Origin of the sequence: Streptomyces sp. NPDC096040 (assembly GCF_040303265.1) — a bacterium.
Taxonomy (GTDB): Bacteria; Actinomycetota; Actinomycetes; order Streptomycetales; family Streptomycetaceae; genus Streptomyces.
Genome location: NZ_JBEOTA010000004.1, coordinates 244,033 through 270,855, shown reverse-complemented (window position 1 = coordinate 270,855; position 26,823 = coordinate 244,033). Strand labels below are relative to the sequence as shown.

The 26,823-nt window shown below is 71.3% G+C and carries 24 protein-coding genes and 1 pseudogene; 10 read left to right on the top strand and 15 right to left on the bottom strand.

Annotated elements, in window-relative coordinates; translation table 11 throughout:
* Positions 1-108: 108 nt before the first annotated feature.
* The 8 genes and pseudogenes from ABTY98_RS06765 to ABTY98_RS06730 all read right to left on the bottom strand — a co-directional run bounded on the left by ABTY98_RS06765 (position 109) and on the right by ABTY98_RS06730 (position 10,994).
* Positions 109-1,875 (bottom strand): DUF3492 domain-containing protein, encoded by a 1,767-nt coding sequence (locus ABTY98_RS06765; protein ID WP_352219787.1) that lies wholly within the window; start codon positions 1,873-1,875, stop codon positions 109-111.
* Between the two features lie 228 nt (positions 1,876-2,103).
* Positions 2,104-3,696 (bottom strand): dipeptide ABC transporter ATP-binding protein, encoded by a 1,593-nt coding sequence (locus tag ABTY98_RS06760; RefSeq protein ID WP_352219786.1) that lies wholly within the window; start codon positions 3,694-3,696, stop codon positions 2,104-2,106.
* Positions 3,693-4,691 (bottom strand): ABC transporter permease, encoded by a 999-nt coding sequence (locus tag ABTY98_RS06755; protein WP_352219785.1) that lies wholly within the window; start codon positions 4,689-4,691, stop codon positions 3,693-3,695. The genes ABTY98_RS06760 and ABTY98_RS06755 overlap by 4 nt, the downstream gene beginning before the upstream one ends.
* Before the next feature lie 400 nt (positions 4,692-5,091).
* Positions 5,092-6,079 (bottom strand): annotated as a pseudogene (locus ABTY98_RS06750) (ABC transporter permease); the annotation flags it as partial.
* A 4-nt stretch (positions 6,080-6,083) separates the two neighbouring features.
* Positions 6,084-7,802, bottom strand: a complete 1,719-nt coding sequence (locus ABTY98_RS06745) for an ABC transporter substrate-binding protein (protein WP_352219784.1) — start codon at positions 7,800-7,802, stop codon at positions 6,084-6,086.
* Positions 7,803-7,967: 165 nt separating this feature from the next.
* Positions 7,968-8,060, bottom strand: a complete 93-nt coding sequence (locus ABTY98_RS06740; protein WP_352219783.1) for an Ms4533A family Cys-rich leader peptide — start codon at positions 8,058-8,060, stop codon at positions 7,968-7,970.
* 56 nt (positions 8,061-8,116) lie between these two features.
* Positions 8,117-9,556 carry a DUF3152 domain-containing protein gene (locus ABTY98_RS06735; protein ID WP_502994162.1) on the bottom strand — a complete coding sequence of 480 codons (1,440 nt, stop codon included), beginning with the start codon at positions 9,554-9,556 and terminating at the stop codon, positions 8,117-8,119.
* 445 nt (positions 9,557-10,001) lie between these two features.
* The gene (locus tag ABTY98_RS06730) at positions 10,002-10,994 is read right to left on the bottom strand and encodes an alpha/beta fold hydrolase (RefSeq protein WP_352219781.1); all 993 of its coding nucleotides are present in this window, start codon (positions 10,992-10,994) and stop codon (positions 10,002-10,004) included.
* 266 nt (positions 10,995-11,260) lie between these two features.
* Between ABTY98_RS06730 and ABTY98_RS06725 the strand changes: the two genes are divergently transcribed.
* The 4 genes from ABTY98_RS06725 (at position 11,261) to ABTY98_RS06710 (ending at position 13,124) form a co-directional block, all read left to right on the top strand.
* The gene (locus ABTY98_RS06725) at positions 11,261-11,491 is read left to right on the top strand and encodes an Rv3202a family protein (protein ID WP_352219780.1); all 231 of its coding nucleotides are present in this window, start codon (positions 11,261-11,263) and stop codon (positions 11,489-11,491) included.
* A 166-nt stretch (positions 11,492-11,657) separates the two neighbouring features.
* The gene (locus tag ABTY98_RS06720; protein ID WP_352219779.1) at positions 11,658-12,299 is read left to right on the top strand and encodes a TetR/AcrR family transcriptional regulator; all 642 of its coding nucleotides are present in this window, start codon (positions 11,658-11,660) and stop codon (positions 12,297-12,299) included.
* A gap of 150 nt (positions 12,300-12,449) precedes the next feature.
* Positions 12,450-12,677, top strand: coding sequence for a DUF3107 domain-containing protein (locus tag ABTY98_RS06715; protein ID WP_352219778.1), 228 nt, complete (start codon positions 12,450-12,452; stop codon positions 12,675-12,677).
* Between the two features lie 174 nt (positions 12,678-12,851).
* Positions 12,852-13,124, top strand: coding sequence for a hypothetical protein (locus ABTY98_RS06710; RefSeq protein ID WP_352219777.1), 273 nt, complete (start codon positions 12,852-12,854; stop codon positions 13,122-13,124).
* 38 nt (positions 13,125-13,162) lie between these two features.
* Here ABTY98_RS06710 and ABTY98_RS06705 read toward each other — a convergent pair whose 3' ends face one another.
* Positions 13,163-13,909 carry a ferritin-like fold-containing protein gene (locus tag ABTY98_RS06705; protein ID WP_352219776.1) on the bottom strand — a complete coding sequence of 249 codons (747 nt, stop codon included), beginning with the start codon at positions 13,907-13,909 and terminating at the stop codon, positions 13,163-13,165.
* Between the two features lie 559 nt (positions 13,910-14,468).
* Between ABTY98_RS06705 and ABTY98_RS06700 the strand changes: the two genes are divergently transcribed.
* Positions 14,469-16,955: a DEAD/DEAH box helicase gene (locus ABTY98_RS06700; RefSeq protein ID WP_352219775.1), complete on the top strand. Its 2,487-nt coding sequence runs from the start codon at positions 14,469-14,471 to the stop codon at positions 16,953-16,955.
* A gap of 144 nt (positions 16,956-17,099) precedes the next feature.
* The gene (locus ABTY98_RS06695) at positions 17,100-17,978 is read left to right on the top strand and encodes an alpha/beta fold hydrolase (protein ID WP_352219774.1); all 879 of its coding nucleotides are present in this window, start codon (positions 17,100-17,102) and stop codon (positions 17,976-17,978) included.
* Here ABTY98_RS06695 and ABTY98_RS06690 read toward each other — a convergent pair.
* The gene (locus ABTY98_RS06690; RefSeq protein WP_352219893.1) at positions 17,975-18,877 is read right to left on the bottom strand and encodes an NYN domain-containing protein; all 903 of its coding nucleotides are present in this window, start codon (positions 18,875-18,877) and stop codon (positions 17,975-17,977) included. The genes ABTY98_RS06695 and ABTY98_RS06690 overlap by 4 nt on opposite strands.
* A 162-nt stretch (positions 18,878-19,039) precedes the next feature.
* Here ABTY98_RS06690 and ABTY98_RS06685 point away from each other — a divergent pair, with 162 nt between their 5' ends.
* On the top strand, positions 19,040-19,192 hold the full coding sequence (locus tag ABTY98_RS06685) for a DUF8834 family protein (protein ID WP_351704745.1): 153 nt from the start codon (positions 19,040-19,042) through the stop codon (positions 19,190-19,192).
* Between the two features lie 152 nt (positions 19,193-19,344).
* Here the strand turns inward: ABTY98_RS06685 and ABTY98_RS06680 are convergent, their stop codons facing one another.
* From ABTY98_RS06680 to ABTY98_RS06670, 3 genes are all read right to left on the bottom strand, one after another.
* Complete coding sequence (locus ABTY98_RS06680; protein WP_352219773.1) at positions 19,345-19,950, bottom strand: MarC family protein; 606 nt, start codon at positions 19,948-19,950, stop codon at positions 19,345-19,347.
* A 138-nt stretch (positions 19,951-20,088) separates the two neighbouring features.
* A complete protein-coding gene (locus ABTY98_RS06675; RefSeq protein WP_352219772.1) occupies positions 20,089-20,946 on the bottom strand; it encodes a PHP domain-containing protein in 858 nt (285 codons plus the stop codon).
* Between the two features lie 83 nt (positions 20,947-21,029).
* Positions 21,030-21,671: a DUF6758 family protein gene (locus tag ABTY98_RS06670; RefSeq protein WP_352219771.1), complete on the bottom strand. Its 642-nt coding sequence runs from the start codon at positions 21,669-21,671 to the stop codon at positions 21,030-21,032.
* Positions 21,672-21,848: 177 nt separating this feature from the next.
* Here ABTY98_RS06670 and ABTY98_RS06665 point away from each other — a divergent pair, with 177 nt between their 5' ends.
* Positions 21,849-23,111, top strand: a complete 1,263-nt coding sequence (locus tag ABTY98_RS06665) for an MFS transporter (RefSeq protein ID WP_352219770.1) — start codon at positions 21,849-21,851, stop codon at positions 23,109-23,111.
* A 43-nt stretch (positions 23,112-23,154) separates the two neighbouring features.
* Here the strand turns inward: ABTY98_RS06665 and ABTY98_RS06660 are convergent, their stop codons facing one another.
* Positions 23,155-23,751 carry a suppressor of fused domain protein gene (locus ABTY98_RS06660; RefSeq protein ID WP_352219769.1) on the bottom strand — a complete coding sequence of 199 codons (597 nt, stop codon included), beginning with the start codon at positions 23,749-23,751 and terminating at the stop codon, positions 23,155-23,157.
* 486 nt (positions 23,752-24,237) lie between these two features.
* On the opposite strand from ABTY98_RS06660, the gene ABTY98_RS06655 reads away from it, so the two are divergent.
* Both ABTY98_RS06655 and ABTY98_RS06650 read left to right on the top strand, forming a co-directional pair.
* Positions 24,238-25,368, top strand: coding sequence for a magnesium and cobalt transport protein CorA (locus tag ABTY98_RS06655; RefSeq protein WP_352219768.1), 1,131 nt, complete (start codon positions 24,238-24,240; stop codon positions 25,366-25,368).
* A 9-nt stretch (positions 25,369-25,377) separates the two neighbouring features.
* A complete protein-coding gene (locus ABTY98_RS06650) occupies positions 25,378-25,890 on the top strand; it encodes a hypothetical protein (protein ID WP_352219767.1) in 513 nt (170 codons plus the stop codon).
* Positions 25,891-25,959: 69 nt separating this feature from the next.
* Here the strand turns inward: ABTY98_RS06650 and ABTY98_RS06645 are convergent, their stop codons facing one another.
* The gene (locus ABTY98_RS06645) at positions 25,960-26,691 is read right to left on the bottom strand and encodes a hypothetical protein (protein ID WP_352219766.1); all 732 of its coding nucleotides are present in this window, start codon (positions 26,689-26,691) and stop codon (positions 25,960-25,962) included.
* Between the last annotated feature and the right edge of the window lie 132 nt (positions 26,692-26,823).

Genomic DNA, 26,823 nt, shown 5'->3' with positions numbered 1-26,823 from the left:
CCGGGAGCCATTCCTCCGACCGCGTGTCCCAGGCGTCGGCGCCGCCGGGGCGCCCGGGCCGGTCCAGCTCGCCCAGACCGCCGTTCACGGTGCCGTCCTCGTCGCGGTTCACAGGACGCCCTCCGTGGCCGCGAGCGGGATGGCCCGTACCGGGGTCGGCCGCAGTGGGGCGCCCAGGGCCCAGCCGGGGCCGTCCCGGTCCACGACGCGGGCCGTGGGGCCGGTCCAGCGGCCGGGGACATGGGCCTCGGCCGGAGCGGCGAACGGCAGGGGCTCGCCGGCCTCGTCGAGGACGACCCGACGCACCGGACAGTGCGAGACGATCTCCAGGTAAATGCCGTGAAATGCCGCGATGTTCTGCTCGACGGTGAACAGTTCGAGCGCCCGGGCGCGCGCGGCAGCTCCGAGGCGCTCACGGCGCTCGGGGTCGCGCAGCAGCGCCACGCACGCCTCCGCGAGCGCCCGCGGATTGCGCGGGGGTACGACGAGACCGGTGCCGCCGATGACCTCCACCACGGCGCCGACGTCGGTGGAGACGGTCGCGCGGGCGCAGAACATCGCTTCGACCAGGCCGACCGGGAAACCCTCGACGACGCTGGAGAGGACGACGACGGCCCCGGAGGCGTAGGCGTCGGTGAGGGTCGGTGCCTCCGGGCCGCCGATCTCCTCGAAGGCGACCGGGTTGTCGCCGACGGCGTGCACCCCCTCGGCCTCGTCCGGGAAGAGCTGGGCGGCGAGTGCCTTGCAGTGGCCCAGGTAGGCCTCGCCCTCCGCTCCCGCCGGTGCGCCCACCACCCGTAGCCGCGCCTTGGGCTCCTCCTTGCGGACCTCCGCGAAGGCGTGCAGCAGCGACACCAGATCCTTGGACGGCTCTATGCGGCCGACCCACACGAGCGTGTCCGGGTCGGCCCGGTCCGGCGCCTCGCCGACCTCGGCGAAGCGGGAGGCCTCCATGCCCGGGTGGACGGTACGGATGCGGGCGCGGTCGGCGCCGCAGCGCTCCTGCCAGCGGCGGGCGTGCGCGTTGCCGGGGGTGATGATCGCGGCGCGGGCGTAGACCTCGGCGGCGAGCCGGCCGTGGAAGGCTGCGAGCAGGGCGCGCACGGCCGGGGTGGCCGCGTCGGGGCCGGAGGCGAGGTAGTGCGAGCGCAGTTGCACGCCGTACTCGGTGACCAGCAGCGGCACGTCGGAGAAGTGGCGGGCGAGCAGGCCCGGCAGGGCGGCCGGGCCGCCGGCGGTGGCGTGGCAGAGGTCGGCTGCGCCGAGGCCGTCGTCGCCGTACCAGTCGAGTGAGAGGGGGCGCAGGGTGCGTTCGAGGTGCGCGGCGACGGCCAGGAGATCCGGCACGCGCGCGTCGCGCGCCGTACCGAGCGCGCCGGGTGCGCGGCAGGCATGCTCCAGTGTGCGCACGGCGGTGTCGGAGCGGAGCGCGCCGACCAGTCCGCCCTCGTCACGGGCGAGTTCAGCGAGTCCGTAGAGCGCGCCGCCGAAACGGTCCGCCAGATGGCCGGGGTCGGCAGCGGAGCCGTCCGCACCGCCTGAGCCGTCCAGGCCGCCCGGACCGGCGGAGCCGGCGATGCCCGGACCGGCGCACAGCACCCCCGCCAGTTCCCCATAGCACTCGGCGAAGCGCCGGCGTGCACGCCGGCCGTACCCGACCCCGTCCTCCTCGGCGGTCCACAGGGGTGCGGTCCGTACCCGGCTGACGTGTGGCGGCAGTGGCAGCCAGCCCTCGTCCTCCTGGCGCCTGCTGCGGCTGAGCGCGTAGAGGTCGAACTCGTGCTGCCCGAGCCCGCGCACGAGCCGGTCGCACCAGAGTCTGGCGTCACCGCTCACATACGGATAGCCACCCTCCGTAAGCAGTCCGATGCGCACGTGTGCACCCCCGATCGATCTCCCGTATGGGGAGCCACCGTTGCCTCGATGGCTCGCAGCGGGACGAACGTATGCGGACAAGGCGGTGGCGCGACGGACGGTTGTCCATCGCGCCACCAAAAGGGGTGAACGGTCGTAACTTTCCCGTGCGGGTCGCGTTCGGTCGCGCTATGAGATCAGTCGACAGCGAAACGTCACATCAGGACAGCCCCAGGACCAGGAGAAACGTCACGCCGACGCCAGTTCCCGCCGGGCCGCCCGTCGCCGGGCCGCGGCCTCCGGGTCGAGGGCGGGTACGGCGGCCAGAAGCTGCCGGGTGTACGGGTCCTGTGGGTTGTCGTAGACCTCGTCGGCGGGCCCGGTCTCGACGATCCGGCCGCGCCGCATCACCGCGACCCGGTCACTGACCTGGCGGACCACGGCGAGGTCGTGGGCGACGAAGACGAGCGCGAGGTCGAGTTCGCGCTGGAGTTCGCCCAGCAGGGCGACCACCTGGGCCTGGGTGGTGACGTCCAGCGCGGAGACCGGCTCGTCGCAGACGATCACGCGCGGGTCGGCCGCGAGCGCCCGCGCGATGCCCACGCGCTGGCGCTGACCACCGCTGAACTCGTGCGGATAGCGCTCGTAATGCGCCCCTTCGAGCCCCACGCGCTCCAGAAGTTCGATCACGCGCCCCCGGATGCGCCTCCCGTCACGCTCTCCACGCGCGCGGAGCGGATCGGCTACCGATTCCCCCACAGTGCGCCGGGGGTTGAGGGACGACACCGGATCCTGGAACACCATCTGGACGGCCGGCCGCACGCCCACGCGCGCGTGCCCCTCGTAACGGACCTCCCCCGCCGTCGGCTCCAGCAGCCCGACCAGCATCCGGCCGAGCGTCGTCTTGCCGCTGCCGCTCTCGCCGACGATGCCGAGGGTCTCGCCCCGACGGACGGTCAGCGAGACATCGTCCACGGCCGCGAACGCCCTCCTGCCGCGGCCGAATTCGCGCCGCAGCCCTGACGCCTCCAGCACGACCTCCTCCGACGCCTGTGAGGGCGCGCGCACCGCGTCCACGCGCGGGACGGCCCAGAGCAGTTCGCGCGTGTACGGCTGCGCGGGCGCCCCGAGCACACCGGCGACCGGGCCCTGCTCGACCACGCGCCCGTGCCGCATGACGAGCACCCGGTCGACGCTCTCGGCGGCGACGCCCACGTCGTGGGTGACAAGCAGCAGCCCCATGCCGGTCTCCGCGCGCAGGGTGTGCAGCAGGTCCAGGATCTGGGCCTGGACGGTCACGTCGAGGGCCGTGGTGGGCTCGTCGGCGATCAGCAGGTCGGGCTCGCGGGCGAGCGCCATGGCGATCAGCGCGCGCTGCCGCATGCCCCCGCTGAACTCGTGCGGGCGGGACCGGGAACGGCGCGGGGCGTCAGGGATGCCCACCCGGTCCAGAACCTCCACGGCACGCGCGCGTGCGGCACGTCGCGACACGCGCGTGTGCACGCGGTACACCTCGGCGATCTGGTCGCCGACCGCGTAGTACGGGTCGAGGGACGACAGCGGGTCCTGGAAGACCATCGCCGCCTTCGCGCCGCGCAGCCGCCGCAGTTCCTCGTCGGAAGCCGCCTGTACGTCGGTGCCGGCGACCTCGATCGTGCCGCCGACCCGTGCGCCCGTGCCGCGATGCAGCCCGAGCAGGGCCGAGGCGACGGTGGACTTGCCGGAACCGGACTCGCCGACCAGCGCCAGGGCGGCGCCCGCCGCCAGGCCGAAGGAGAGCCCGTCCACGGCCCGCAGGTCGCCGAACTCCACGGTCAGATCCGTGACTTGGACGAGACTCACGTCAGTACCACCCGTCGGTCGGCCACCGCGTAGAGCACGTCCGCGACGGCGTTGGCGATGACCACAAAGAAGCCGATGACCAGGACCATTCCGACGACGACGGGCAGGTCGACCACGTTGACGGCGTGGACGAGCTCCTGGCCGATGCCGGGCAGTCCGAACAGCGTCTCGGTGAGCACCGCGCCGCCGACGGCCGAGCCGACGTTGTTGGCGTTCAGCGCGATGACCGGCGCGAACGCCCCACGCAGGGCGTGCCGGCCGACGATCGCCCGCTCCCCGACGCCGTACGCGCGGAAGGTGCGGATGTGGTCCTCGGCCAGCGTCTCCAGCATCGACGACCGGGTCAGCCGGGCGAAGGAGGCGGCCTCGACGAGAGCCAGGGACAGCCACGGCAGCAGCAGGTTCCACGCCCATTGTTCGGGATCGTCGGTGAAGTCGACGTACTGCGGGAAGGGCAGCAGTTGCAGTTCGCCGCAGACGACGATCATCAGCACGAGGCCGATGACGAAGACCGGGGTGGCCCAGCCGGCCAGCGTGAGGGTGGTCAGGACGCGTTCGGTGAACCGGCCGCGCCGCCAGGCGGAGAGCACGCCGGTGCCGACGCCCAGGACGAGCCAGAGCACCATCGCGCCGAGGACGAGCGAGAGGCTGACCGGGAGCTTGGTGAGGATGATGCTCAGCACCTGCTGGTCGGTCTGGTAGGAGAGCCCGAGGCAGGGCGCCGAGCAGTGCTCCACGGAGGTGCCGGTCGAGTAGTCCTGGCCGACGAGCAGGCCCTCCAGGAAGTGCCAGTAGCGCACGTACAGGGGATCGTCGAGCCGTAGTTGCTGGGCCACCTGGTGCACCTGCTCCGGGGAGCAGCGCGGGCCGCAGGTGATCTGGGCGACGTTGCCGGGGGTGGCGTAGAAGACGACGTAGACGATGACCGAGATGGCCAGCAGGGTCACGACGATGCCGATGGCGCGGCGGACCAGGAACCCACCGAAGCCGCTCATGCGGACCCCTCCTCGACGGACCCGGTGGACGTGCCGGAGTCGGCGGACGCGGTGGACGTGCCGGAGTCGGCGGACGCGGTGGACGTGCCGGAGTCGGCGGGCCCGGCGGACGTCACGGCCCCAGCGGACCCGGTGGACACGGCGGAGCCGGCGGACCCGGCGGACGTCACGGCCCCAGCGGACCCGGTGGACACGGCGGAGCCGCCGGACCCGGCGGACGTGCCGGAGCCGACGGCCGCGGTAGACGTGCCGGAGCCGGCGGGCCCGGCGGACGTCGCGGCCCCAGCGGACCCGGTGGACGTGCCGGAGCCGACGGACCCGGTGGGCGTCACGGCCCCGGCGGACACGGTGGACGCGGCGGACACGGTGGACGCGGTGGGCGTCACGGACCCGGCGGACCCGGTGGCCCTGGCCTCCCGCTTGCGCCCCGTGCCGATGCTCAGCCGGGACGCGGCGCGCGGGTCGAGGGCGATGCGGACGCCGTCGCCGAGGACGGTCAGCGCGAGGACGGTCACGAAGAGCGCGCCGGCCGGGAGCAGCAGGTACTGCGGGGCCGCCTGGTACCAGACGTCGGCGGCGCTGAGCATCTGCCCCCAGGACGGCGTCGGCGGCTTCACGCCGACACCGAGGAACGACAGGGCCGCCTCGGTACTGATGTTGACCGGGATCAAGATGGATGCGTACGTGATGACCGGCGCGGCCAGCCCGGGCAGGAGCTCACGACGGGCGACGCGCCAGGTGCCCCAACCGCTGAGCCGCGCGGCGGCGACGTAGTCGAGCCCCTTCAGGGTGAGCGTCTGGGCACGCACGATCTTCGCGATGTTGCCCCAGGCGATGAACCCGATGACGAGGGTGACCAGGACGGGCCGCGGGAAACTCTGCGGGACGATCGCGAGCAGCGCCAGTGACATGACCATCAAGGGCATCGCGACGAAGATGTCGGTGAACCGGCTCAACAGTTGATCAACCCATCCACTGCCGAGCGCGGCCGCCATCCCGACGAGGAGCCCGAGGAGGACCTGGATCACGGTCGCCGCCAGCGCGACACCCAGGGAGACCCGGGCGCCGTACACCAGACGGGCGAAGAGATCCCGCCCGGTCTGCGGCTCCACGCCCAGCCAGTGGCCGGCGCCGATGCCTCCGAAGGAGCCGACCGGCACGCCTCCGCGCGCGGAGTCGACCAGGGACGGGTGGTAGGTGGTCGGGTCCTGACCCTCGATCGCGGTGAGCAGGGGCGCCGCGAGCGCGACCAGGACGAGCAGCGCGACGACGGCCGCCGCGACGAGGGCGGCGCGCCGGGTGCGCAGCCGCCGCCAGAACTGACGGGCCCCCGAGGTCCCCGAGGCGAGCGCCTCAGGGACCTCGGCGGCGACAAGTGCCTCGCTCACGGCGCTACTTCACCGCGACCTGGGAGATGTCCAGGACACCGGTCCAGTCGCTGATCACGACGTTCCTGATGTCCTTGCCGACCAGTCGCTTGTAGACGGGGTGGAACAGCGGCACGGTCAGCGCCTGCCCGGCGATCTTCTTGTCCAGTGCGCCCCACCGCTTGGCGGCCGCGTCAAGATCGGTCAACTTGTTGATCGCGTCAATCTCGGCATTGACCGAAGCATCGTTGAGCAGACCCGTGTTGAAGTTCGCTCCATCCTTGACGATCTGCCGGCCGTCGAAGATCGGGGCGAGGAAGGGACCGCCGGACGGCCAGTCGGCACCCCAGTGGGCGAGGAAGAAGCCCGGCTCCGTCTTGACGCTGTGGATCTTGTCCTTGTAGTCGTTCTCCTCCAGGCCCTGAAGCTTGACCGTGATGCCGGCCTTCTTGAGCGCGTCCTGGACAGCGGTCGCGATCTCAGGGCTGGTCTCGAAGTCCTTGCTGTTGGAGTGGGTCAGGGTCACGGTGAGCCCGTTCGGGTAACCGGCCTCCTTCAGCACCTCCTTGGCCTTGGCCGCGTTGCCGGTCTCGCCCGACGGGAACAGGTCGTACGGCGTGTAGCCGAAGGACTTCTGGTTCGGCAGGAAGGTGGTCGCGGCCTCGGCGAGCGCGCTGCCGCCTGCCGCGTTGATCACGGACGACCGGTCGATGGCGTACGAGATCGCCTGTCGCACCTTGGCGTTGTCGAACGGCTTGACCGTCGGGTTGAACGCGACGTAGTTCGTGTAGCCGAAGTGGCCGGTGCCGACCCGCGCGGCCAGGTCCTTGTCGCCGGTCACCTTGGCGAGTTCGGCCGGACCCAGGTTGGTGTCCGTCGTCGCGGCGGCAGCGTCCGCGCCCTGGGACGCCGACAGCCGCTGGTTGATCACGGAGGAGTCGAGCCCGGAACGCACGTCGACGGTGTCCGGGTAGGCCTTGCGCTGGTCGTCGACGGCCGAGGACCAGTACGTGTTGCGCTCCAGCACCAGGTGCTCACCGTCGTTCTCGTTCTTCACGACCTTGTAGGGGCCGGACGAGATCGGGTGCTCCTCGTACTTGGTGCCCGTGTCCTTGGCCTTCGGGACAGGCGTGAACTGCGTCTGCGTGGCCAGGTACGGGAACTCGCCCTCGGGCTTGTTCAGATGGAAGACGATCGTGCGGCTGTCCGGCGTCTCGATCGCCGAGAGCCCCTTCTTGTCCTTGTACGGCCCCTGGTAGTCGGCCGCGCCCACCAGCCAGTCCCGCAGGTAGGGCGCGCCGCCGGAGAGTTCGGGAGCGAAGGAGCGCTCGATGCCGTACTTGATGTCGGCGGACGTGATCGCGGTCCCGTCCTCGTACTTGAGGCCCTTCTTCAAGGTGTATGTCCACACGGTCGCGTTCTCGCTGGGGCGCCCGGTGTCGGTCGCCAGGTCGGGGACGACCTTGGCGCCGGCGGCGCCGTTCGCGCGGTTGCGGGTGGTGAGCGTACGGAAGACCAGGGAGGGCACGTTTCCGCCGCCGGAGGTGTAGAGGCGAGCGGGGTCGAAGTCCGACTGGGGCTGGGAGTTCAGGACCGTGAGCGTGCCGCCCTTGTGCGGCGTGGAGTCGCCACCGGAGCCGTTGGCATCGTTGTCCTTCGGCCCGCAGGCGGCGGCGCCCGCTGCCACGACCAGGCTGACGGATGCCACGGCCATACGGCGCGCTATGGCGGACGGTTGACGCATCGGAATGACGACCTCTCGGAAGGCATGTCTCGGCTAGTGAGACAGGTTGACGAGGAGTGAGACGAAAGTGAACAGACGTCTGCCCGGGCGTCAGGTCGTCGAAAGAGCCGTGACCGAGTCACGGCGACGGAGAGAGATCGCGACGCGAACGCCCAGGGGCGAGCGTCAGCGACAGTGAATGTCGGCCACGCAGAGCGCGGTCACGCCGATGAGCGCCAGCTCGATGGCGGCGCGCGCGGAGACGTGAAGGGTCGACATGCCCAGAAATATGTATGAACTTTCTGCCCATGTCAATGTGATGTATGCGCCACCTGTCAACTCCTGGGAAACGGCCAAGGGTTGGGCAGACAGTGGATGCCGTCGTGGTCGAGGAACTTGGTCTGCTGCTGCATGACCGGCGCCAGCTCGCCGTCCTTGTCGCAGGTCACGTGGCCGTAGCCGAGCCGGTGGCCGACCTCGTGGTTGATCAGCATCTGTCGGTAGGCGTGGATCTTGTCTCCGTATGTCTTGCTGCCCTGCGCCCACCTGTACGCGTTGATCATCACGCGTTCGGTGGCGGCCGAGTCGCACGACACGTTGTCCTCGGTCGTGTCGAGACCGGACTTGGCGCACCACTTGGCGGTGGTTCCGGGGCTGGCGAGCGTGATCACGAAGTCCGGCTTGCCGGAGTAGATGCGCTCGAAGGTGCGCGCGCCGTTGTGGGCCCAACTGCGGTCGTCGTTGAGCGTCTTCTGCACGGCCGCGGCGAACAGCTCGCCATCCAGCCCGAGTCCCTGCTCCACGTCGACGCGGTAGGTGTACTTCTGCCCCTTGCCGGACCCCTTGGCGATCCCGGGCACGGCGTCGAACTTCCCGGACCCGGCCAGTTTGGCGCCGAGCGGGTACTTCTTGTCCATCGCCTGCTCGTACGAGAGCGTCGCCACGCTCGGCGGGGCGGTGACGGAGGCGGACGGTGTCGTACGGCCGTTGCCGCGCGAGGCGGGACCGTCGGTGGCCCGTGCGTCGCCGGCGGCCGACTGGGACCGTACAGCGCTGTCACCGCCGTCGGCGACCTGGCCGGCGACGATTACCGCGAGCACGGTGGTGACAGCGGCGGCCGCAACGCCGGCGAGGGCCCGACCCTTGCCACCCTTGGGCTGCGCGGGTTCACCGGTGGGCGGCGCGTCGTCATCGCCATCGTCGCCGTCGCCGTACGGCTCGGAGGCGAGCGGGGATGTGGACCGACCGGGGGCGAGCGGGGACGTGTGCGGGTCGGAGCCGGGCGGATACGTTTCCGCGCGCTGGGCGCCGATGCCGACGCCAGGGCGAGGCGTGAAGACGTCGGCGTCCTCGCCGAAAGCGTCGAGGTAGTCCTGCCGGGGCCCACCGGGCCCGCTCCGCCGCTGCCGCGGTATCGACGGCCCGGCCGCCCCCGAGGCGGCGGCACCCGCCTGCCCGCCCACCTCACCCCAGCCACCGCCCGCCTCCCGCTGCTGGGGATGACCACCACGGGCCCGCGGGACGCCGTGGGCGGGGGTCCCGTCCGGGAAGCGGGGAACACCGTGAGCCGGAGTGCCGTCAGGGAACCGGGGCACGCCGTGGGCGGGCGTACCGTCAGGCAACCGGGGCACGCCATGAGCGGGCGTACCGTCCGGGAACCGAGGTGCCCCCTGCGCGGGAGTACCGTCAGGGAACCGGGGCACGCCGTGGGCGGGGGTACCGTCCGGGAAACGAGGCGCCCCTTGCGCGGGCGTACCGTCGGGGAGGCGAGGCACCTCGCGCGCGGGCGTACCGTCCGGGAAATGAGGCGCCCCCTGCGCGGGCGTACCGTCCGGAAAGCGAGTCACCCCACGCACGGGCGTACCGTCCGGAAGACGCGGGACCCCTTGAGCCGGCGTGCCGTCCGCGGGGCGCGGGACACCACGGGCAGCCGTACCGCCCGCGAACCGCGGCACCCCACCCACTGGCGTGCCGTCCTGCAGACGCGGCACCCCACCCCCCGGCGCACCACCCTGCCGACGCGGCACCGCACCCGCACCCGTACCGTCGGGCAGACGCGGCGCGCCGCCCGCAGGCGTGCCGTTGGCCGGGCGCGGTATCGATCCGGCGCCCCCGCGCTCGCCCTTGGGGTCTCTCTTCCGACCCGCACCTATGCCCGATATATCCCCGGCGTCGGCTTTGGGGGCCTGGCCGCGGCGACTGTGGCGTCCCACCCGCCCCTCAGCTCCCCACGCCCGGCGCGACCGTACCGCCGCCCAACCCCTCGGCGTCCGCGAGGAGTTCACGGAACGCCCCGGCCACCGCCTCCGGGTACTCCATCATCGCCACATGCCCGGCGTCGGGCATGGACAGCAGCCGGGAGTGGCGGAAGGTGCGCGCGGCCCTCTGTGCCATGCGGTAGCCGACGAGCTGGTCGCGGCCGCCGTAGATCAGCAGGGTCGGGGCCAGGACGCGCTCCGCCTGGCGCCAGAGCCCGTGCTGCCCGCCCAACGTGTACGCGTTGACGATCCCGCGCGCGGACCGCGCCATCGCGTCCCAGAAGTACGGCAGCCGCAGCCGCCGTTCGAGCTCCTCCACCGCGTACTCGAACGCCTCGGGGGTGACCTGGCCGGGATCGCCGTAGCAGAGGGCCAGTACACCCCGTACGCGTTGTTCGGCGGTCCACCTGCCGGTCGTGCGGGTGAGCAGTCCGGCGACGCCGGGCAGACCGAGCAGCACCGTCGGCATGGCCGTGCGCTGCACGCGCAGTTCGGGCAGGGCCGGCGAGACGAGCGTGAGCGTGCGGACGAGGTCGGGACGGACGGCGGCGACGCGCGTGCTGACCGCGCCGCCGAGCGAGTTGCCGAAGAGGTGGACCGGACCGCGGCCCACCGCGTCGAGATAGCGGATGATCGCGCGCGCGTGCCCGGTGACCGAGTAGTCGCCGTCGTCCGGCGGCGGTGAGTCGCCGAAGCCCGGCAGGTCGACCGCCTCGCCGTCCACGACATCTTCGAGCCGCTGCATCAGGTCCGACCAGTTCTGCGAGGAGCCGCCGAGCCCGTGGACGTACAACGCGGACGGCAGGCCCGCGCGCGTGGGGGGCCTGGACCGGATCGAAAGAGTGACACCGGGCAGCCCTACCGACCGCAGCCGCTCGCCCTCCGCGACTCTGACGGCCGCCGCCTTCGGCAGCACGCTGGTGGGCGGCACTGAGGGCAGCTCGGTCGAAGACATGGGCCAATGTTACGAGACGATCACACAGTGATTCGTGTGTTCGCCGTCACAGAGCCACCCGGCTGAGCGGCGGCCGGACCGCCGATCGGCCGATCGGCCGCCGACGAGCAGTCGACGAGACCGAGTGGGCGGCCGTCGGCGGCATCCCGGGTGAACGGCCGTCGATGACATAGCGTCCGCATCCGGTGTCTCCTACGCTCATAAAGAGGGCACCCGTTTATGACCCCCTGCTTCTGCCAGGGACATTCGAAGGAAGGGAGCCCACCATGGCCTATGACCCCACCCACCCCGACGTGCTCGACGATCTGGAGCCGGAGGCGGAGGACGCCCCGGAGATCGACGTCGAGGCCCCGGAAGCCGACGCAGCCGAGCAGCACACGGACATCGCACCGTCCCAGGACGACCCGCTCACCGATGTGGACAAGGACCGCGCGAACGAGGCCGATCTCATCGAACAGGCGCGCGTGGTCTCCCTCGACGAGGACGACTACCGCTGACCACGGGGGGCTCGACGGGTCCACCTGGCCTGTCCGCATTTCCCGGTGCGGCTTTCGCCGCCGTCCGGTACGTGAAATTCTGCGCTCGCACCGCGCACAGCACGGTTACCGAAAAGTACGATGGCCGGGCGGCGCAATCCGCATGTGGACGATTTTGGGAGGCGGCGTGACAGCCATCGAGCAGACAGAGGCGGCGCGCCCGCGGGGCACTCGCCTGCCGCGCCGTGCCCGTCGGAACCAGTTGCTGGGCGCCGCCCAGGAAGTTTTCGTCGCGCAGGGGTACCACGCGGCCGCGATGGACGACATCGCCGAACGCGCCGGCGTCAGCAAGCCGGTGCTCTACCAGCACTTCCCGGGCAAGCTCGACCTCTATCTGGCTCTGCTGGACCAGCACTGTGACGCCCTCATCCAGGCGGTACGGGGCGCGCTCGCGGCGACGACGGACAACAAGCAGCGCGTCCGGGCCACCATGGACGCGTACTTCGCGTACGTCGAGGACGACGGCGGCGCCTTTCGTCTGGTCTTCGAGTCCGACCTGACGAACGAGCCCGCGGTGCGCGAGCGCGTCGACAAGGTCACCAACGAGTGCGCCGAGGCGATCTGCGACGTGATCGCCGAGGACACCGGTCTCTCGCGCGCCGAGTCGATGCTGCTGGCCTCCGGCCTCGGCGGCCTCGCCCAGGTGGTGGCGCGCTCCTGGCTGCACAGCGACCGCAGCGTCCCGCGCGACCAGGCGGTGCAGCTGCTGGCCTCGCTGGCCTGGCGGGGCATCGCCGGCTTCCCGCTGCACGGCACCGACCCACACTGAGGGGGTCAGGACGCGCCGGCACCGCATTCCCGTTCGGTGTTCGCTCCTGGCGTGCACGCCCGCAGCGTGTACGTCCCCTCACCGGGCTAATGTGTGCTGCGTACGGCGCGGAAGGTCGCGCACTTCACTGACCGTCGGAGGGACATAGCCGTGGAGGTCAAGATCGGCGTGCAGCACGCGCCCCGCGAGATCGTGCTGGAGAGCGGTCTCAACGCCGAGGAGGTCGAGCGCCTCGTCGCCGACGCGCTGGCCGGTAAGTCGCAGGTGCTGTCCCTGGAGGACGAGCGCGGCCGCAAGGTGCTGGTCCCGACGGACCGCCTCGCGTACATCGAGCTCGGCGAGCCGACGGTGCGCAAAGTGGGCTTCACCGCGGTCTAGCCACAGCAGCACGGAGGGGCCTGGCGGACACCCGTCCGCCGGGCCCCTCCGTCGTGTCCGCTCTCCATATCCGGTCCACAAGTCACCCACAGAGGAGGATTGCATTCCGCAGGTCACGGGTATGACGGCCTACGACCGCGAAGCACCCGCCAGGCGTGGGAGGGACCCCTCGTGATGCTGCTGGAAGCCCTTGGATCCGCACTGCTCGGCCTGGCCCTGTCATGGGCCGCTGCCAGCCGTCTCTCCCATCGTCTTCCGGCCCGCCCCCTGGTGTTCTCCACGGGCGTCGCGGGAGCCCTCTTCGGCGACTTCGTCACCCACAGCGCGCTGGGCCCGGGTACGGTCCTCGTGAGCCTGCTGGGCGCCGCGATCGTCTCGGCGGCCTCCCTCTCGCTGCTGCTCCGCCCGGCGGGCCGCCATCTGCGCCGACGATCGATCCCGGCGTAGCCCGGCGCGCCCGCGGGCGAACAGCCCCGCCCAGGGCGTTAAGCGGCCAGCCCCAGGGCCGCCATCCGCTTCGTGTGCGCCTCGGTGATCCGCGAGAACATCCGCCCCACCTCGGCCAGATCGAACCCGTCGGCCACCCCGCCCACCAGCATGGTCGACAGGGCGTCCCGGTCGGCCACCACCCGCTGGGACTGCGACAGCGCCTCCCCCATGAGCCGCCGAGCCCACAGCGCCAGCCGGCCCCCCATACGAGGATCGGCGTCGATGGCCGCCCGCACCCTGTCCACGGCGAACCCGGCATGCCCCGTGTCGGCGAGTACGGCCAGGACCAGCTCGCGCGTGTCGGCGTCCAGCCGTGCCGCGACCTCCCGGTAGAAGTCACTGGCGATCGAGTCGCCGACGTACGCCTTGACCAGGCCCTCCAGCCAGTCTGACGGCGCCGTCTGCCGATGGAAACCGTCGAGGGCCGCGACGAATGGCTCCATCGCCTTCGTCGCGTCCTCGCCGATCTCCGTCAACCGGTTCCGCAGCCGCTCGAAGTGGTGGAACTCGGCCGACGCCATCTTCGCCAGCTCGGCCTTGTCCACCAGCGACGGCGCCAGCTTGGCGTCCTCCGCGAGACGCTCGAACGCCGCCAGCTCGCCGTACGCGAGCGCGCCGAGCAGGTCGACTACCGCGGCGCGGTACTGCGGGTCGGCGGCTGCCCGCGCCCAGTCCTGGGCGGCGACACCGGTCGGTTCGGCGGAGGCGGTCTCAGGCTTGTCAGAGCTCGTCATGAAGCGCACAATAGCCCGCTCGCCGCCTCGGGGAAGCCCCAGGGAACCCCCCGGGGAAGCCCCGAGAAGCCCCGAGAAGACCCGGAGAAGTCTTCGGGAAGCCCCTGGTCAACCACTGTGACTACCACGACGTGACCAAATCGGCCATCGCATGTGCACGATTCCGGGGTATGGTGGTAATGCGCCTGCTGGTACGCCGTCGTATTCGGACGTGCCTCGACAGGCCGCACGTATGAGGATGCCCGGTCGGTGGCCCGATCGGCTCCGACCCGACAGCCCTCCCGGCGCGTACGGCACATCGCGTACGACGACCGGAGGGACACCTCAGCGGTACGAGCGCTAGAGCGTCGGCAGAGGTCCCGTGTCATACGGCGTGCCCAACGGCCCGCCCGTAAGGCAGCCGACGTCCCCCGGCACGGTCCGTCAAAGACCCCCGCGCTCGCCTCGGACCGCGACACACAGAAGAGGCAGCACCCTGACTACGACGTTTCGAGAACTCGGGATCCTTCCCGAGACCGCCGAGGCCCTGGAAGCCGTCGGCATCATCAACCCCTTCCCCATCCAGGAGATGACACTCCCGGTCGCCCTGTCCGGCACCGACGTCATCGGCCAGGCCAAGACCGGCACCGGCAAGACCCTCGGCTTCGGTCTGCCGCTCCTGGAGCGCGTGACCGTCCCCGCCGACGTGGAGGCCGGCCGCGCCGCCCCCGAGGCCCTCACCGACGCCCCGCAGGCGCTCGTCGTCGTTCCCACGCGCGAGCTGTGCACCCAGGTCACCAACGACCTGCTGACGGCCGGCAAGGTACGTAACGTGCGCGTCCTGGCGATCTACGGCGGCCGGGCCTACGAACCGCAGGTCGAGGCCCTGAAGAAGGGCGTCGACGTGGTCGTCGGCACCCCGGGCCGGCTCCTGGACCTCGCGGGCCAGAAGAAGCTGAACCTGAAGCACATCAAGTCGCTCGTCCTCGACGAGGCCGACGAGATGCTCGACCTGGGCTTCCTGCCCGACGTCGAGAAGATCATCAACATGCTTCCGGCCAAGCGCCAGACCATGCTGTTCTCGGCGACCATGCCGGGCGCGGTCATCGGCCTCGCGCGCCGGTACATGAGCCAGCCCACCCACATCCGCGCCACCGCCCCGGACGACACGGGCGCGACCGTCGCGAACACCAAGCAGTTCGTCTACCGCGCGCACTCCATGGACAAGCCGGAGATGATCGCCCGCATACTGCAGGCCGACGGCCGCGGACTGGCGATGATCTTCTGCCGGACCAAGCGCACGGCCGCCGACATCGCCGAGCAGCTCCAGCACCGCGGGTTCGCCTCCGGTGCGGTCCACGGCGACCTCGGTCAGGGCGCCCGCGAGCAGGCGCTGCGCGCCTTCCGCAACGGCAAGGTGGACGTCCTCGTCTGCACCGACGTCGCCGCGCGCGGCATCGACGTCGAGGGCGTCACCCACGTCATCAACTACCAGTCCCCCGAGGACGAGAAGACGTACCTGCACCGCATCGGCCGTACGGGCCGCGCGGGCGCGAAGGGTACGGCGATCACCTTCGTCGACTGGGACGACATCCCGCGCTGGCAGCTCATCAACAAGGCGCTGGAGCTGGGCTTCCCCGAGCCGGTGGAGACCTACTCGACCTCACCGCACTTCTTCGAGGAGCTCAAGATCCCGGTCGGCACCAAGGGTGTCCTGCCGCGTTCGGAGCGCACCCGCGCCGGGCTCGACGCGGAGGAGCTGGAGGACCTGGGCGAGACCGGCGGCCGCGGTGGACGCGGTCGCGGTGGCCGGGGCGACCGCGGTGACCGCGGTGACCGTGGCGGGGCCGGGGCCCGCTCCGAGGAGCGCGAGCGCCAGGCCCGCACCCCGCGCCGCCGCCGTCGCACCCGCGGCGGTACGGCGACGGATACGGCGTCCGGTACGACGTCCACGGCGCCGACCGCCGAGTCCGTGTCCCCCGCCCCCGCCGCCGAGTCCGTCACGGCGTCGGAGCCCGCGGGCACCCGCACCCCGCGCCGTCGACGCCGTACGCGCGGCGGGGCATCGCCTGAGCCGGTGGCAGCCGCGGCCGCCACCCCGGAGATCGTGACACCGGAGGCGGTCATCGAGACCGTCGAGGCCGTCGAGGCCCTGGCGGAGCCGGTCGCTCCGGAGAAGCCGCGTCGCCGCCGGACCCGCAAGTCCGCCGAGGCCGCGGTGACGCCGGCCGAGGCCGCCGAGGTCACGGAGGCTCCGCAGGAGGCCGCCGAGGCTCCGGTGACACCGGTTCGCCGCCGCACCCGCAAGACCGCCGAGCCGGTCGAGGCGGTTGTGACCACGCCGGAGCCCGAGGTCGTCGTCGACGCCGAGGAGCCGAAGCCGCGCCGCACCCGCAAGACCGCCGCTGCCGCCGAGACGGCGGTGGACACGGCCGAGTCCGCCGAGGCCGAGGCCAAGCCGCGCCGCACCCGCAAGACCGCCGCCGCCGCCGAGACGGCGGTGGACACGGCCGAGTCCGCCGAGGCCAAGCCGCGCCGCACCCGCAAGACTGCGGCCGCGGCTCCGGAAACGGCCGCCGAGACGGAGACGGAGGCCGTCAAGCCGCGTCGTACCCGCAAGACGGCAGTCGCCGCCGAAGCGGCCGTCGACACGGCCGAGGCCACCGAGGCCAAGCCCCGCCGCACCCGTAAGGCGGCAGTCGCCACCGAGACGGCCGCCACCCCGGAGACCGCCGAGGTCGCGGAGCCCAAGCCCCGCCGCACCCGGAAGACGGCAGCCGCCGCCCCGGAGACGGCCGAGGTCGCCGAGGCCAAGCCGCGCCGGACGCGGAAGGTCGCGGAGGCCGCTGTCGACACCGCCGAAGGTGCGGAGGCCAAGCCCCGCCGCACCCGCAAGACGGCTGTCGCCGCCGCGGAGATTCCGGCGCAGGCCAGTGACGAGCCGGAGGTCAAGCCGAGACGTCGTACCACCCGCAAGGCGGCCGAGTCCGCCGCGACGGTCGACACGACCGACGCGGAGGCGAAGCCGAAGGCCCGCCGGACCCGGAAGGCCACCGCCGCGGCTCCCGAGGCCTGAGCACGCGTCAGGACGGCCCGGCCCACCCTGTGTGGGCCGGGCCGTCGGCGTTCCCGGCCCAGGACCGCCGCCCGCCGGCTGCCCCGCTGTGGGATTCATCCACCGGCCTACGGCCCGTCGCCGTCCGCCGGATAACCTCTCCCCATGAGCAGGCCTCGCACCTTTGCCCCGCCCGCCGGTGCCCGCGCGTACGCGCTCGCCACCGCGCGGGGTGAGTTCGCCGTCATCGACGCACCCGCGGCCGCAGGGGCCGAGCCCAGGGGGATCGCGCTGTTGCTGCCCGGGTTCACCGGCAGCAAGGAGGACTTCAACCCGCTGCACGAAGCACTGGGCGCGCGCGGATACCGGACCGTCGCCGTGGACGGGCGTGGGCAGTTCGAGTCGGACGGCCCGGCGGACGACGAATCGGCGTACGCCCAGGAGGAGTTGGCGCGGGATGTGCTCGCGCAGGCGGCGGCGGTCGGCGACGGCCGGCCCGTGCATCTGCTGGGGCACTCCCTCGGCGGTCAGATCGCGCGCGCGGCCGTGCTCCTCGACCACACGCCGTTCCGCTCGCTGACGCTGATGTCCTCGGGCCCGGCGCAGATCTCCGTCCCCCAGCAGCAGCGGGTGAAGCTGCTGCGGGACGCGCTCGCGGTGATGCCGATGGCCGAGGTGTGGGAGGCCATGCGGGCCATGGACGCACCGGAGGAGCTGGACGAGGGCGGTGTGGACGACCAGGAGGACCCGGAGGATCTGCGGCGCCGCTGGCTGGGCAACAAGCCGGCCCAACTCCTGGCCGCCGGACGCCAGTTGTGCACCGAGCCGGACCGCGTCGGTGAACTCGCCGCCGTACCGCTGCCGTTCCATGTGCTGTCGGGCGCGCGGGACGACACCTGGCCGCTGCCGCTGCTGGACGACATGGCGCTGCGGCTGCGGGCGCACCGCACGGTCATCGAGGGTGCGGAGCACTCCCCCAACTCCGAAAGGCCGGCCCCCACCGCAGAGGCGCTCGCCGCCTTCTGGGACAGGGTGAACGGCTAGTACTGCGTCTGGAGGTGCCCCCAGAAGCCGTCCCGGAGGGCGCGGCGCAGGTCGGCCTGGCCGCGCAGGGAGTACTGGAGCAGGCTCTCGGCCTCGACGAGGAGGTCCTGGTCGACGGAGCCCGGCAGGTAGGGGTGGCCGGGCAGCAGCTCGACCAGTGCTTCGCTGCCCCGCGAGGACAGCCACTTCGCGGCGATCTGCGCGCCGACGAAACGGACGTCCTCGCGGGTGGGTCTGGTGGCGCCGGCCTCGTAGGCGTGGGCGGTGCGCCGGGCGACGTACGGTTTGAAGAACTCGAGGTCGAGGGTGCGCTGGCTGTCGACCTCCCAGAGCAGCGGCTCGGCCTGGTTGCGGCCCTCGGGCGCCTCGATGCCCCACAGGTGGACACGGGCGCCGTAGCCCTGGGCCGCCTCGACCGCGGAGACCAGGTCCTCGTCGCCGCCGAGCAGGGCCGCGTCGCTGATGGCGCGGTGCCGGGCGAGTGACTCCAGGTCCGTGCGGATCAGGGAGTCGACGCCCTTCTGCTGGTTGTTGGCGTTGAGGTTGCCGAGCCGGACCTTGACGTCGGGCAGTTCGGCGATGGTCTGCTGCTCGGCGGTGTGGATGCGGCGGCGGGCGCCGTCGTACCAGTAGACGCGCAGCAGCCGGCTGTCCGCGAAGATCTGGCGTGCCTTGTCGATGAGCGCCTCGATCAGCCCCTCGGCGTCGAGGTCGAAGGCGCGGCGGTCCTCCGTCCCGGCGACGAGCCGGCCCGTGGCCGCGTAGAGGTAGCCCGCGTCGACGAAGATCGCGTGTGTCGAAGGTGTCTTCGCCACTTCGGCGAGCATGCGGGTGAGCAGCTCGTTCGTGCGGTCGATACGGGCCTTGAGGGCGGCGAGGTCGTCGTTCATCGCCTCCATTGTCCCGGCGGTCACGCTGCGAACACAACCGGCCCCGGGCAGTCTCCCGGACGACTATTACCGCTCGGTAGTTAGGCGTTCGAAAATTTTCTTTAGCCAAGGGAATGTTTGTAACACGCAGGCCGTTGACTGGTACGGAACACAAGACGAAGGGAGAGGCAGATGCGCTTCGAAATCAGGCGACTGGACGAAGTCGACGGCACCACCGTGGACTGCACCGTCGTGGACGCCGCCTCCGTCAACAGGATCGTCCAGCAGGCCGCCGCCATCGGGCAGCGACTGTGGATCCGACCGGCCGAGAACCAGGCTTCGTAACCAGACGAGAACCGGGCTTCGTGACGAGATACGAGCCCCGGGCCACGACACACGACCCACACCGACGCGCGGAGCACCGCAGAGTCTTCGGAGCCCCCGTACGGCACGACGCCGTACGGGGGCTCCGCGTCTGTCCGCCCGGCCCGTCCCGTCTACGCGCCCTTGATCACCTGGGTGACGCCGTTGATGATCTGCTGCACGGCGATCGCGGAGAGCATCATGCCCGCGAGCCGCGTCACCAGGACCACGCCACCGTCCTTGATGACCCGGATGATCAGCAGCGAGTACCGCATCACCAGCCACAGCACGACATGGATGGCGAGGATCGCGGTCCACACGGACACCTGGGCGGAGACGCTGCCCGCCTTCTGCACGGCGAGGATGACCGACACGATCGCACCGGGACCGGCCAGCAGCGGCATGCCCAGGGGCACCAGTGCCACATTGACGTCCTTGGTCTGCTTCGGCTCGTCGTTCTTGCCGGTCAGCAGGTCGAGGGCGATCAGCAGGAGCAGCAGGCCGCCCGCGATCATCAGCGCGGGCACGGAGACATGCAGGTAGTCGAGGATCTGGTGTCCCAGGAGCCCGAAGACGGTGATCACCCCGCCCGCCACGCACACGGCCTGGAAGGCCATCCGCTTCTGCACCTTGCCGGGCCGGCCGGAGGTGAGGGCGAGGAAGATCGGGGTGATCCCCGGGGGATCCATGATGACGAAAAGGGTCAGGAAGAGAGAGCCGAAGACGGCGACGTCGAACATGCGTGGGCCTTGTGCGTTGGTCGGCGGTGCGGGCGGTCGTGCCGCAGGGCGATGGGGGTTCCCGCGCGTGGGCGGGGCCGGCCCAGGAAAGGGCGGGCGCGGCCTGCTGCGCAGGGAACTGGGGAAGGGGAGCGAGCCTCAGCGTCCGCCGGTGCCCGGGACGGGGAACGCGCCGGTCGCGCGGCGCGTGATCTCCCCGTACACCTCGGGGTCGGTCGTGTACTCGCCCAGCGCCACCGTCTTACGGCTGCCGTGGTAGTCCGAGGACCCGGTGACCAGCAGCCCCAGCTCCGCGGCCAGCCCGCGCAGCCGGACCCGGGCGTCGGCGTCGTGGTCCATGTGGTCGACCTCGATGCCGTCGAGGCCGGCCGCGGCCATCTCGGCGATCGCCGACTCGGGCACCGTACGCCCGCGCTTGGCGGCCGCCGGATGCGCGAACACACACACCCCGCCGGCCTGCTTGACCAGCCGGATCGCCTCGAAGGGGTCGGTCTCGTGCTTCTCCACGAAGGCCCGGCCGCCGTCGGCCAGCCACTCCTCCGTGAAGGCGTCGCTCACGGTCGGTACGACACCGAGCTCGACGAGCGCGGAGGCGACATGCGGCCGCCCCACGGAACCGTCGCCGGCGATCCGCTTGACCTGCTCCCAGGTGACCGGCACGCCGAGCCCGTTCAGCTTGGCGACCATGCCCTGGGCCCGCGGCACCCGGTCGTCCCGGACCAGCTCACGCTCGGCGAGCAGATCGGGCTCGCCGGGGTCGAAGAGGTAGGCCAGCATGTGCATGGAGACGCCGTCGATACGGCAGGACAGCTCCGCCCCGGTGACCAGGGTGAGCCCCTCGGGCAGCGCGGCGATGGCCTCGCCATGGCCCCGGGTGGTGTCGTGATCGGTCAGCGCGACAACATCCAGCCCGGCAGCGGCGGCGTTGCGCACCAGCTCGGCCGGGCTGTCCGTACCGTCGGAGGCGGTGGAGTGGCTGTGCAGATCGATACGCACGGTGCGGACTCCAGGCAGGACGGCAGGGACGGGACCGCTTAAGGGTACGGCACACACCTACAGACCGAACGGGCGCGGACCAGTCATGGCTCGAGCAGGCGCGGCGACAACGCCCCGCACGGCACCAGATCCACTTCCGCCCCCGCGTCCCGCAGGTCCGTGAGTACCAGCTCGTCGTACATCAGCAGCCCGGTCTGCTCGGGCCACACCACCGCCCAGAGCCACAGACCCCGGGCCTCGCCCGCGAAGACGGCCCTGTCGTCCGGCACCCCGGCCACATGCCAGAGCGGCGCCGGCCTTCCGGCGGCCAGCACCTTCGCCTGCGGTGGCTTCTCCACGTTCATCGACGGCCCCGGATCCGGCCCGTCGATGCCCGCATAGCGCGCCCCGAGGCCGACCCCGAGCTCCTCGGCGACCAGGATCATCTCTCCTATGCCGCCGAGCGGCGCGGGTCCGGAGCAGGCGACGGCGGTCCCGCGCCCTCCGCTGCGGTCGTCCCCGGCGCATGCCACACCCGTGAACAGCCAGCCGACCGGCAGCGGCCAGGGCATCCACACCGGCACCTGGGTGCGGTGCACCACGACGTCGAGGGCCTCGACGCTGGGCGGGATCACGGGCTGTACCGGATGCACGGTCCCGTGCACATCGCACTGCCAGGTGTCGGCGAAGAGTCCGGGAGCCCTGACCCGGCCACCACACTTCGGGCAACTGGGTTCGCCCCTCATAGGGCCCCACGGTCCTACCCGGAATCGCCCACGTCAAGGACGATCACCCGTCCGGGCGGTACCGGTCACCGGGCGAATTTAGATGTATCTTGCATTAATTAGCCGTCCTAACTTACTATGTGTATAGGTCAACCAATCGACGTGCGAAGCGAACGACACGAGAAGCGGAGGAAGCGCATGGCGGACCCATTCGACGCGGGGGCGGGCAGCATCCTGCGGCAGCCGAAGGCCGTATGGGCGACGGCCGGCGCGTCCGTCGTCGCCTTCATGGGCATCGGACTCGTCGACCCGATCCTGCCCTCCATAGCCAAGGGCCTGGACGCCACGACCAGCCAGGTCTCCCTGCTCTTCACCTCGTACTTCCTGATCACCGCCGTGGCGATGCTGCTCACCGGCTTCGTCTCCAGCCGGATCGGCGGACGTAGGACCCTGCTGCTCGGCCTGGCGTTCGTGGTCGTCTTCGCGGGCCTCGCCGGTACCTCCGACACCGTCGGCCAGCTCGTCGGCTTCCGGGCCGGCTGGGGCCTCGGCAACGCCCTGTTCGTCTCCACGGCCCTCGCGGTCATCGTCGGCGCGGCGGCCGGCGGCAGCGCGGCGGCGATCCTGCTCTACGAGTCCGCCCTCGGCCTCGGCATGGCCTGCGGCCCGCTGCTCGGCGCGGTGCTCGGCAACATCAGCTGGCGCTATCCCTTCTTCGGCACGGCCACCCTGATGGCGGTCGGTTTCCTGTGCATCACCGCGTTCCTGAAGGAGCAGCCGAAGGCCGCCCGCAAGACCTCGATCCTCGACCCGATCAGGGCGCTCGGCCACGGCGGCCTGGCCTCCGCCGCCGTGTCGGCGTTCTTCTACAACTACACGTTCTTCACCGTGCTGGCCTTCACCCCGTTCGTACTGGACATGACCCCGTACCGCTCGGGGGCCGTGTTCTTCGCCTGGGGTGTGCTGCTCGCGCTCTTCTCGGTGGTGGTGGCCCCGCGCATGCAGCAGCGCTTCGGCTCGCTGAAGGTGCTGGGCGGTTCACTGGTGCTGCTCGCCGTGGACGTCGTCGTCCTCGGCTACGGCAACCACACCGCCGCGATCGTCTGCACGATCCTGTCCGGCGCGTTCATCGGCGTGAACAACACCGTCTACACCGAGCTGGCCCTCGGCGTGTCGGACGCACCACGCCCGGTGGCGAGCGCGGGCTACAACTTCGTCCGCTGGTTCGCCGCCGCGGCCGCCCCCTACTTCGCGCCGAAGATCGAGGAGTGGACCGACATCCACATCCCGTTCGTGGTGGCGGCGGTCACCGCCGTGCTGGGCGCGCTGGTGGTTCTCGTACGACGGAACGCGCTCGCCCTCCCCCACTCTCGGCTTCGCTCGAGCGGGGGGACCCCCATGGCGGAGGAGCCGGAGCCGGGGCACGCGACGGAGGACGGCGTCACCGTCTTTGCCAACTGACCGGTTCGGAACGGCGCTTGGTGAGCTTGCTCACCCTCGTGCATCAGTCCAGTGGGACGGACTTCCGGTGCGGGTCCCGGAGGTCGGTCCCGCTGGCGAGCCAGCGCTCCTGGAGGGCCTGGGCGCCGTGCACGCGCTTCCAGGCGGCCTCGTTCGGGGTCATCGGCAGCAACGGCAGGAACCGTACGGGATCGAGCGGCTCGTCCAGCGCCAGATCCTCGACGAGACCGCCCGGCTCGCCGACCAGGACCGAGGTGAAGGGAGCGCCGGGCCACAGCGGCTCGCCGACGTCCAGCGACGCACCCGGCGTCACGATCAGGCCCTCCACCTGCGGAGACGCGGCGAGGACGGCCAACGCGCGGAGAACCTTGTCGGTCTCGGCGAGGCCGGCGCGGACCGACAGGACCAGTTCGGCACGGGGGCCCTTGACGGGGTCCGCGAGCATCGCGGCGGGGTCGGTCATGGGCTGCGCGGACATGCCGAGCGTGGCGTAGCGCAGGACGTTCTCGCCCTGGAGATCCTCCTGGAAACGGAGCACCTCGATGCGGTCCGTACCGAGGAAGGTGACCGCCGCGCGCGCGTCCGGTTCGCCCAGTGCGGTGGTCAACCGGGCCTCGACCAGAGGAAGAACATCAGCCATGTCGAGAGCATAGAACTCGTCAGTACCGGGCAAAGCAGCACCTTGACACTGAGGGCTGCTGCTACTCTGACCGCGGTGGTTCGGGGCAGCACGCAGAGCGTCGCGGTCAGCCCCCGACGCCTTGAGGACTCCCTTACGAGGGACCGGCTGGAGGAGGTGGGGCTGTCATGGATCGAAGTCACCCGTGCAGTACCACTCGCTCTTCCGCCCGCTGATTTCGTCTACTGGCTGGCTGCCGCCTTCACGTTCGCGTTGTCGTTCGGAAGAGCACTTTGTTCTCGCTTGCCTGATCCCTCTGACCGATCCGTTCCGGGTCTGTCTGGATCCGTTCGTCTGATCCGAATCAGTAGCGAAGTCGCCACCGCAACGGTGCGGTGCTCCCCGCTTTGTGGACGTGCCAAACATCCGCAGTCAGGACGTCCCCATTCCGGGTAGTTCCACCCGTTCGCCGCGGTCTTCCGCTGCTTGTCGCGAAGGAGCCTGCCCATGTCGATGATCCGCGACCTCCGTGCCGTGGTCCGCCCGACCCGTCCCTCCCTGCGCAAGAGCCTGCGTGCGGAGACCGGCGCGTACGACACCACCCGCGACCCCGGTACGCCGTCGGCGGTCGTCGACTGCGCCGTCTACCGCAACGGCGCGCGGGTGGAGACGCCGAAGCCGCTGACCCCGCAGGAGGCGATGCGCCAGGTGCGCCGGGACGGCGGGTTCGTGTGGATCGGCCTGCACGAGCCGACCGAGGCCGAATTCGCCGGTATCGCGGGCGAGTTCGGGCTGCACCCGCTGGCCGTGGAGGACGCCGTACAGGCCCACCAGCGCCCCAAGCTCGAACGCTACGACGACTCCCTCTTCACCGTCTTCAAGACCATCCACTACGTCGAGCACGACCAGCTCACCGCCAACAGCGAAGTCGTGGAGACCGGCGAGGTGATGTGCTTCACCGGCCGGGACTTCTTCATCACCGTCCGGCACGGCGGGCAGGGCTCGCTGCGGGCGCTGCGGCACCGGCTCCAGGACGACCCCGAGCTGCTCGCCAAGGGCCCCTCGGCCGTGCTGCACGCCATCGCCGACCATGTCGTCGACGGCTATGTCGCGGTCGCCGACGCCGTGCAGGACGACATCGACGAGGTGGAGACCGAGGTCTTCTCGCCCGGCCGCAAGGGCGGGGTCTCGCGTGGCGTGGACTCGGCGCGCATCTACCAACTCAAGCGCGAGGTACTGGAGTTCAAGCGCGCGGTGTCACCGCTGCTGCGTCCCATGCAGCTGCTCAGCGAGCGCCCGATGCGGCTGGTCGACCCCGACATCCAGAAGTACTTCCGGGACGTCGCCGACCACCTCGCCCGCGTCCAGGAGCAGGTTGTCGGCTTCGACGAACTCCTCAACTCCATCCTCCAGGCCAACCTCGCACAGGCGTCCGTGGCACAGAACGAGGACATGCGGAAGATCACGTCCTGGGCCGCGATCATCGCCGTACCGACGATGGTGTGCGGTGTGTACGGCATGAACTTCAAGCACATGCCCGAGACGCACTGGCGGTACGGCTACCCGGTGATCATGGGCATCACGATGGTCATCTGCCTCGGCATCCACCGCACCCTGAAGCGCAACGGCTGGCTCTAGGCTGGTTCCATGACAAGCGAGCTGCTCGACCAGGCCCTCGTCGAGGAGGCCACGAAGAAGTCCGGTCTCATCTGGGTCCGGGGTGCCGGGGCGTCGGCCGCGCGTGCGGTGTGGCATGCCTGGGCCGACGGGGGTGTGTGCCTGGTCGGCGACGGAGCCGAGCAGCCGCTGACCGGACTGGCCGACGGGGGGGCGGCCGAGGTGACCGTCCGCAGCAAGGACAAGGGTGGCCGGCTGGTCACCTGGACGGCGACGGTGACGGAGCTGTCCGCCGGTTCCCCCGAGTGGGACGCGGCGGTGGCGGAACTGAAGGGCAAGCGCCTCAACGCACCCGACGGCGAGGCCATGACGGACCGCTGGGCGAGGGAGTGCAGGGTGCTCCGCCTGCGCCCGACGGGAGCGACGGCACCCTTGCCGACGGGCAGCCTGGCAGAGCGCCCACCGGTGTCCCCGGCCACGACCCGCCGGCCGATCCCGGCGGGCCTGCCGAAGCTCCTCACGAAGCGCAGAAAGTCCAAGTAGCCGAAGCACGGGCCGAGTTCAGCGCGGCCGAAACATCGCGGCCGTGAACCCCGCCCCGGTGGCCGCCCCCTACGACGTGGGCAGCTGCTTGCCGTAGTCCACCGTTTCGCCCTTCTCCGGCTCGACGACGCTGAAGGTCTTGCCCCAGTCCGAGAAGGTGAGGGTGCCGGCGCCGCCGCCGCGCTCCAGGCGGAGCGGATACGGCTTGCCCTTCAGTGAGACGTCCAGCGTGCCGCCGGAGCCGCTGTCGCCGGCGATGCGGATGGTGGGGGTGCCCGCCTGTTCGTGGTGACCGTCGGTCGAAAGGGCACCGTGCAGGGTCAGCAGGCCCGAGAGGAGGACGTCCTTGTCCGTGAAGCCGCTGAACTTCTTGTACGAAGGGTCGCCCTGCGGCACCTTGACGTACTTGCCGTCGAGCGCACCCGCCGCGCTGGTGTCGCTCCCGTCGGCATGGTTCCAGAATTCCGCGTCGGCCTGCAGATACAGCGTCTGGCCCACCCGGAGCAGCTGGAAGGTCGAGCCCTTCGACGTGACCGACCCGGTCCCGCCCTCCGCGTTCAGGCGCATGTCCAGCTGGTACGTGCGCCCGCTCGTGACCACCGTCCCCGCCATTCGTACCGTCGCCGCCGACGTCGCCGCCGCGCGGGTCTTCGACTGGATGACGTCCGGGGCCAGCTTGCCCACGCCGTTCGTGCCCGCGTCCGGATCCTCACTGCACGCTGTGAGGAGGGCCAGCGCACACATCGCGGTCACCAGTGCGGCGCGGCGAGTACGGGTAGGGCCCGGAGCAATCGCGGTCACGGACAGGGCCACCTTTCTGACGGGTCCGGCACGGCGTACCGCAGCGTACCGGGGCCGCGCCCACCCGGCGGAGCCAGTCCGTCCGGACCGCCCACCAGGGCGTATCCGATCGGTACGGGCTAGCCTGATCCC

Bases quoted from the DNA above. Each gene is read 5' to 3' on its own strand.
- ABTY98_RS06755 (WP_352219785.1), bottom strand. From the start codon at position 4,691: ATGAGCGGCTTCGGTGGGTTCCTGGTCCGCCGCGCCATCGGCATCGTC.
- ABTY98_RS06745 (WP_352219784.1), bottom strand. From the start codon at position 7,802: ATGCGTCAACCGTCCGCCATAGCGCGCCGTATGGCCGTGGCATCCGTC.
- ABTY98_RS06740 (WP_352219783.1), bottom strand. From the start codon at position 8,060: ATGTCGACCCTTCACGTCTCCGCGCGCGCCGCCATCGAGCTGGCGCTC.
- ABTY98_RS06730 (WP_352219781.1), bottom strand. From the start codon at position 10,994: ATGTCTTCGACCGAGCTGCCCTCAGTGCCGCCCACCAGCGTGCTGCCG.
- ABTY98_RS06725 (WP_352219780.1), top strand. From the start codon at position 11,261: ATGGCCTATGACCCCACCCACCCCGACGTGCTCGACGATCTGGAGCCG.
- ABTY98_RS06710 (WP_352219777.1), top strand. From the start codon at position 12,852: ATGCTGCTGGAAGCCCTTGGATCCGCACTGCTCGGCCTGGCCCTGTCA.
- ABTY98_RS06700 (WP_352219775.1), top strand. From the start codon at position 14,469: ATGACACTCCCGGTCGCCCTGTCCGGCACCGACGTCATCGGCCAGGCC.
- ABTY98_RS06695 (WP_352219774.1), top strand. From the start codon at position 17,100: ATGAGCAGGCCTCGCACCTTTGCCCCGCCCGCCGGTGCCCGCGCGTAC.
- ABTY98_RS06690 (WP_352219893.1), bottom strand. From the start codon at position 18,877: ATGGAGGCGATGAACGACGACCTCGCCGCCCTCAAGGCCCGTATCGAC.
- ABTY98_RS06685 (WP_351704745.1), top strand. From the start codon at position 19,040: ATGCGCTTCGAAATCAGGCGACTGGACGAAGTCGACGGCACCACCGTG.
- ABTY98_RS06680 (WP_352219773.1), bottom strand. From the start codon at position 19,950: ATGTTCGACGTCGCCGTCTTCGGCTCTCTCTTCCTGACCCTTTTCGTC.
- ABTY98_RS06670 (WP_352219771.1), bottom strand. From the start codon at position 21,671: ATGAGGGGCGAACCCAGTTGCCCGAAGTGTGGTGGCCGGGTCAGGGCT.
- ABTY98_RS06665 (WP_352219770.1), top strand. From the start codon at position 21,849: ATGGCGGACCCATTCGACGCGGGGGCGGGCAGCATCCTGCGGCAGCCG.
- ABTY98_RS06660 (WP_352219769.1), bottom strand. From the start codon at position 23,751: ATGGCTGATGTTCTTCCTCTGGTCGAGGCCCGGTTGACCACCGCACTG.
- ABTY98_RS06655 (WP_352219768.1), top strand. From the start codon at position 24,238: ATGTCGATGATCCGCGACCTCCGTGCCGTGGTCCGCCCGACCCGTCCC.
- ABTY98_RS06650 (WP_352219767.1), top strand. From the start codon at position 25,378: ATGACAAGCGAGCTGCTCGACCAGGCCCTCGTCGAGGAGGCCACGAAG.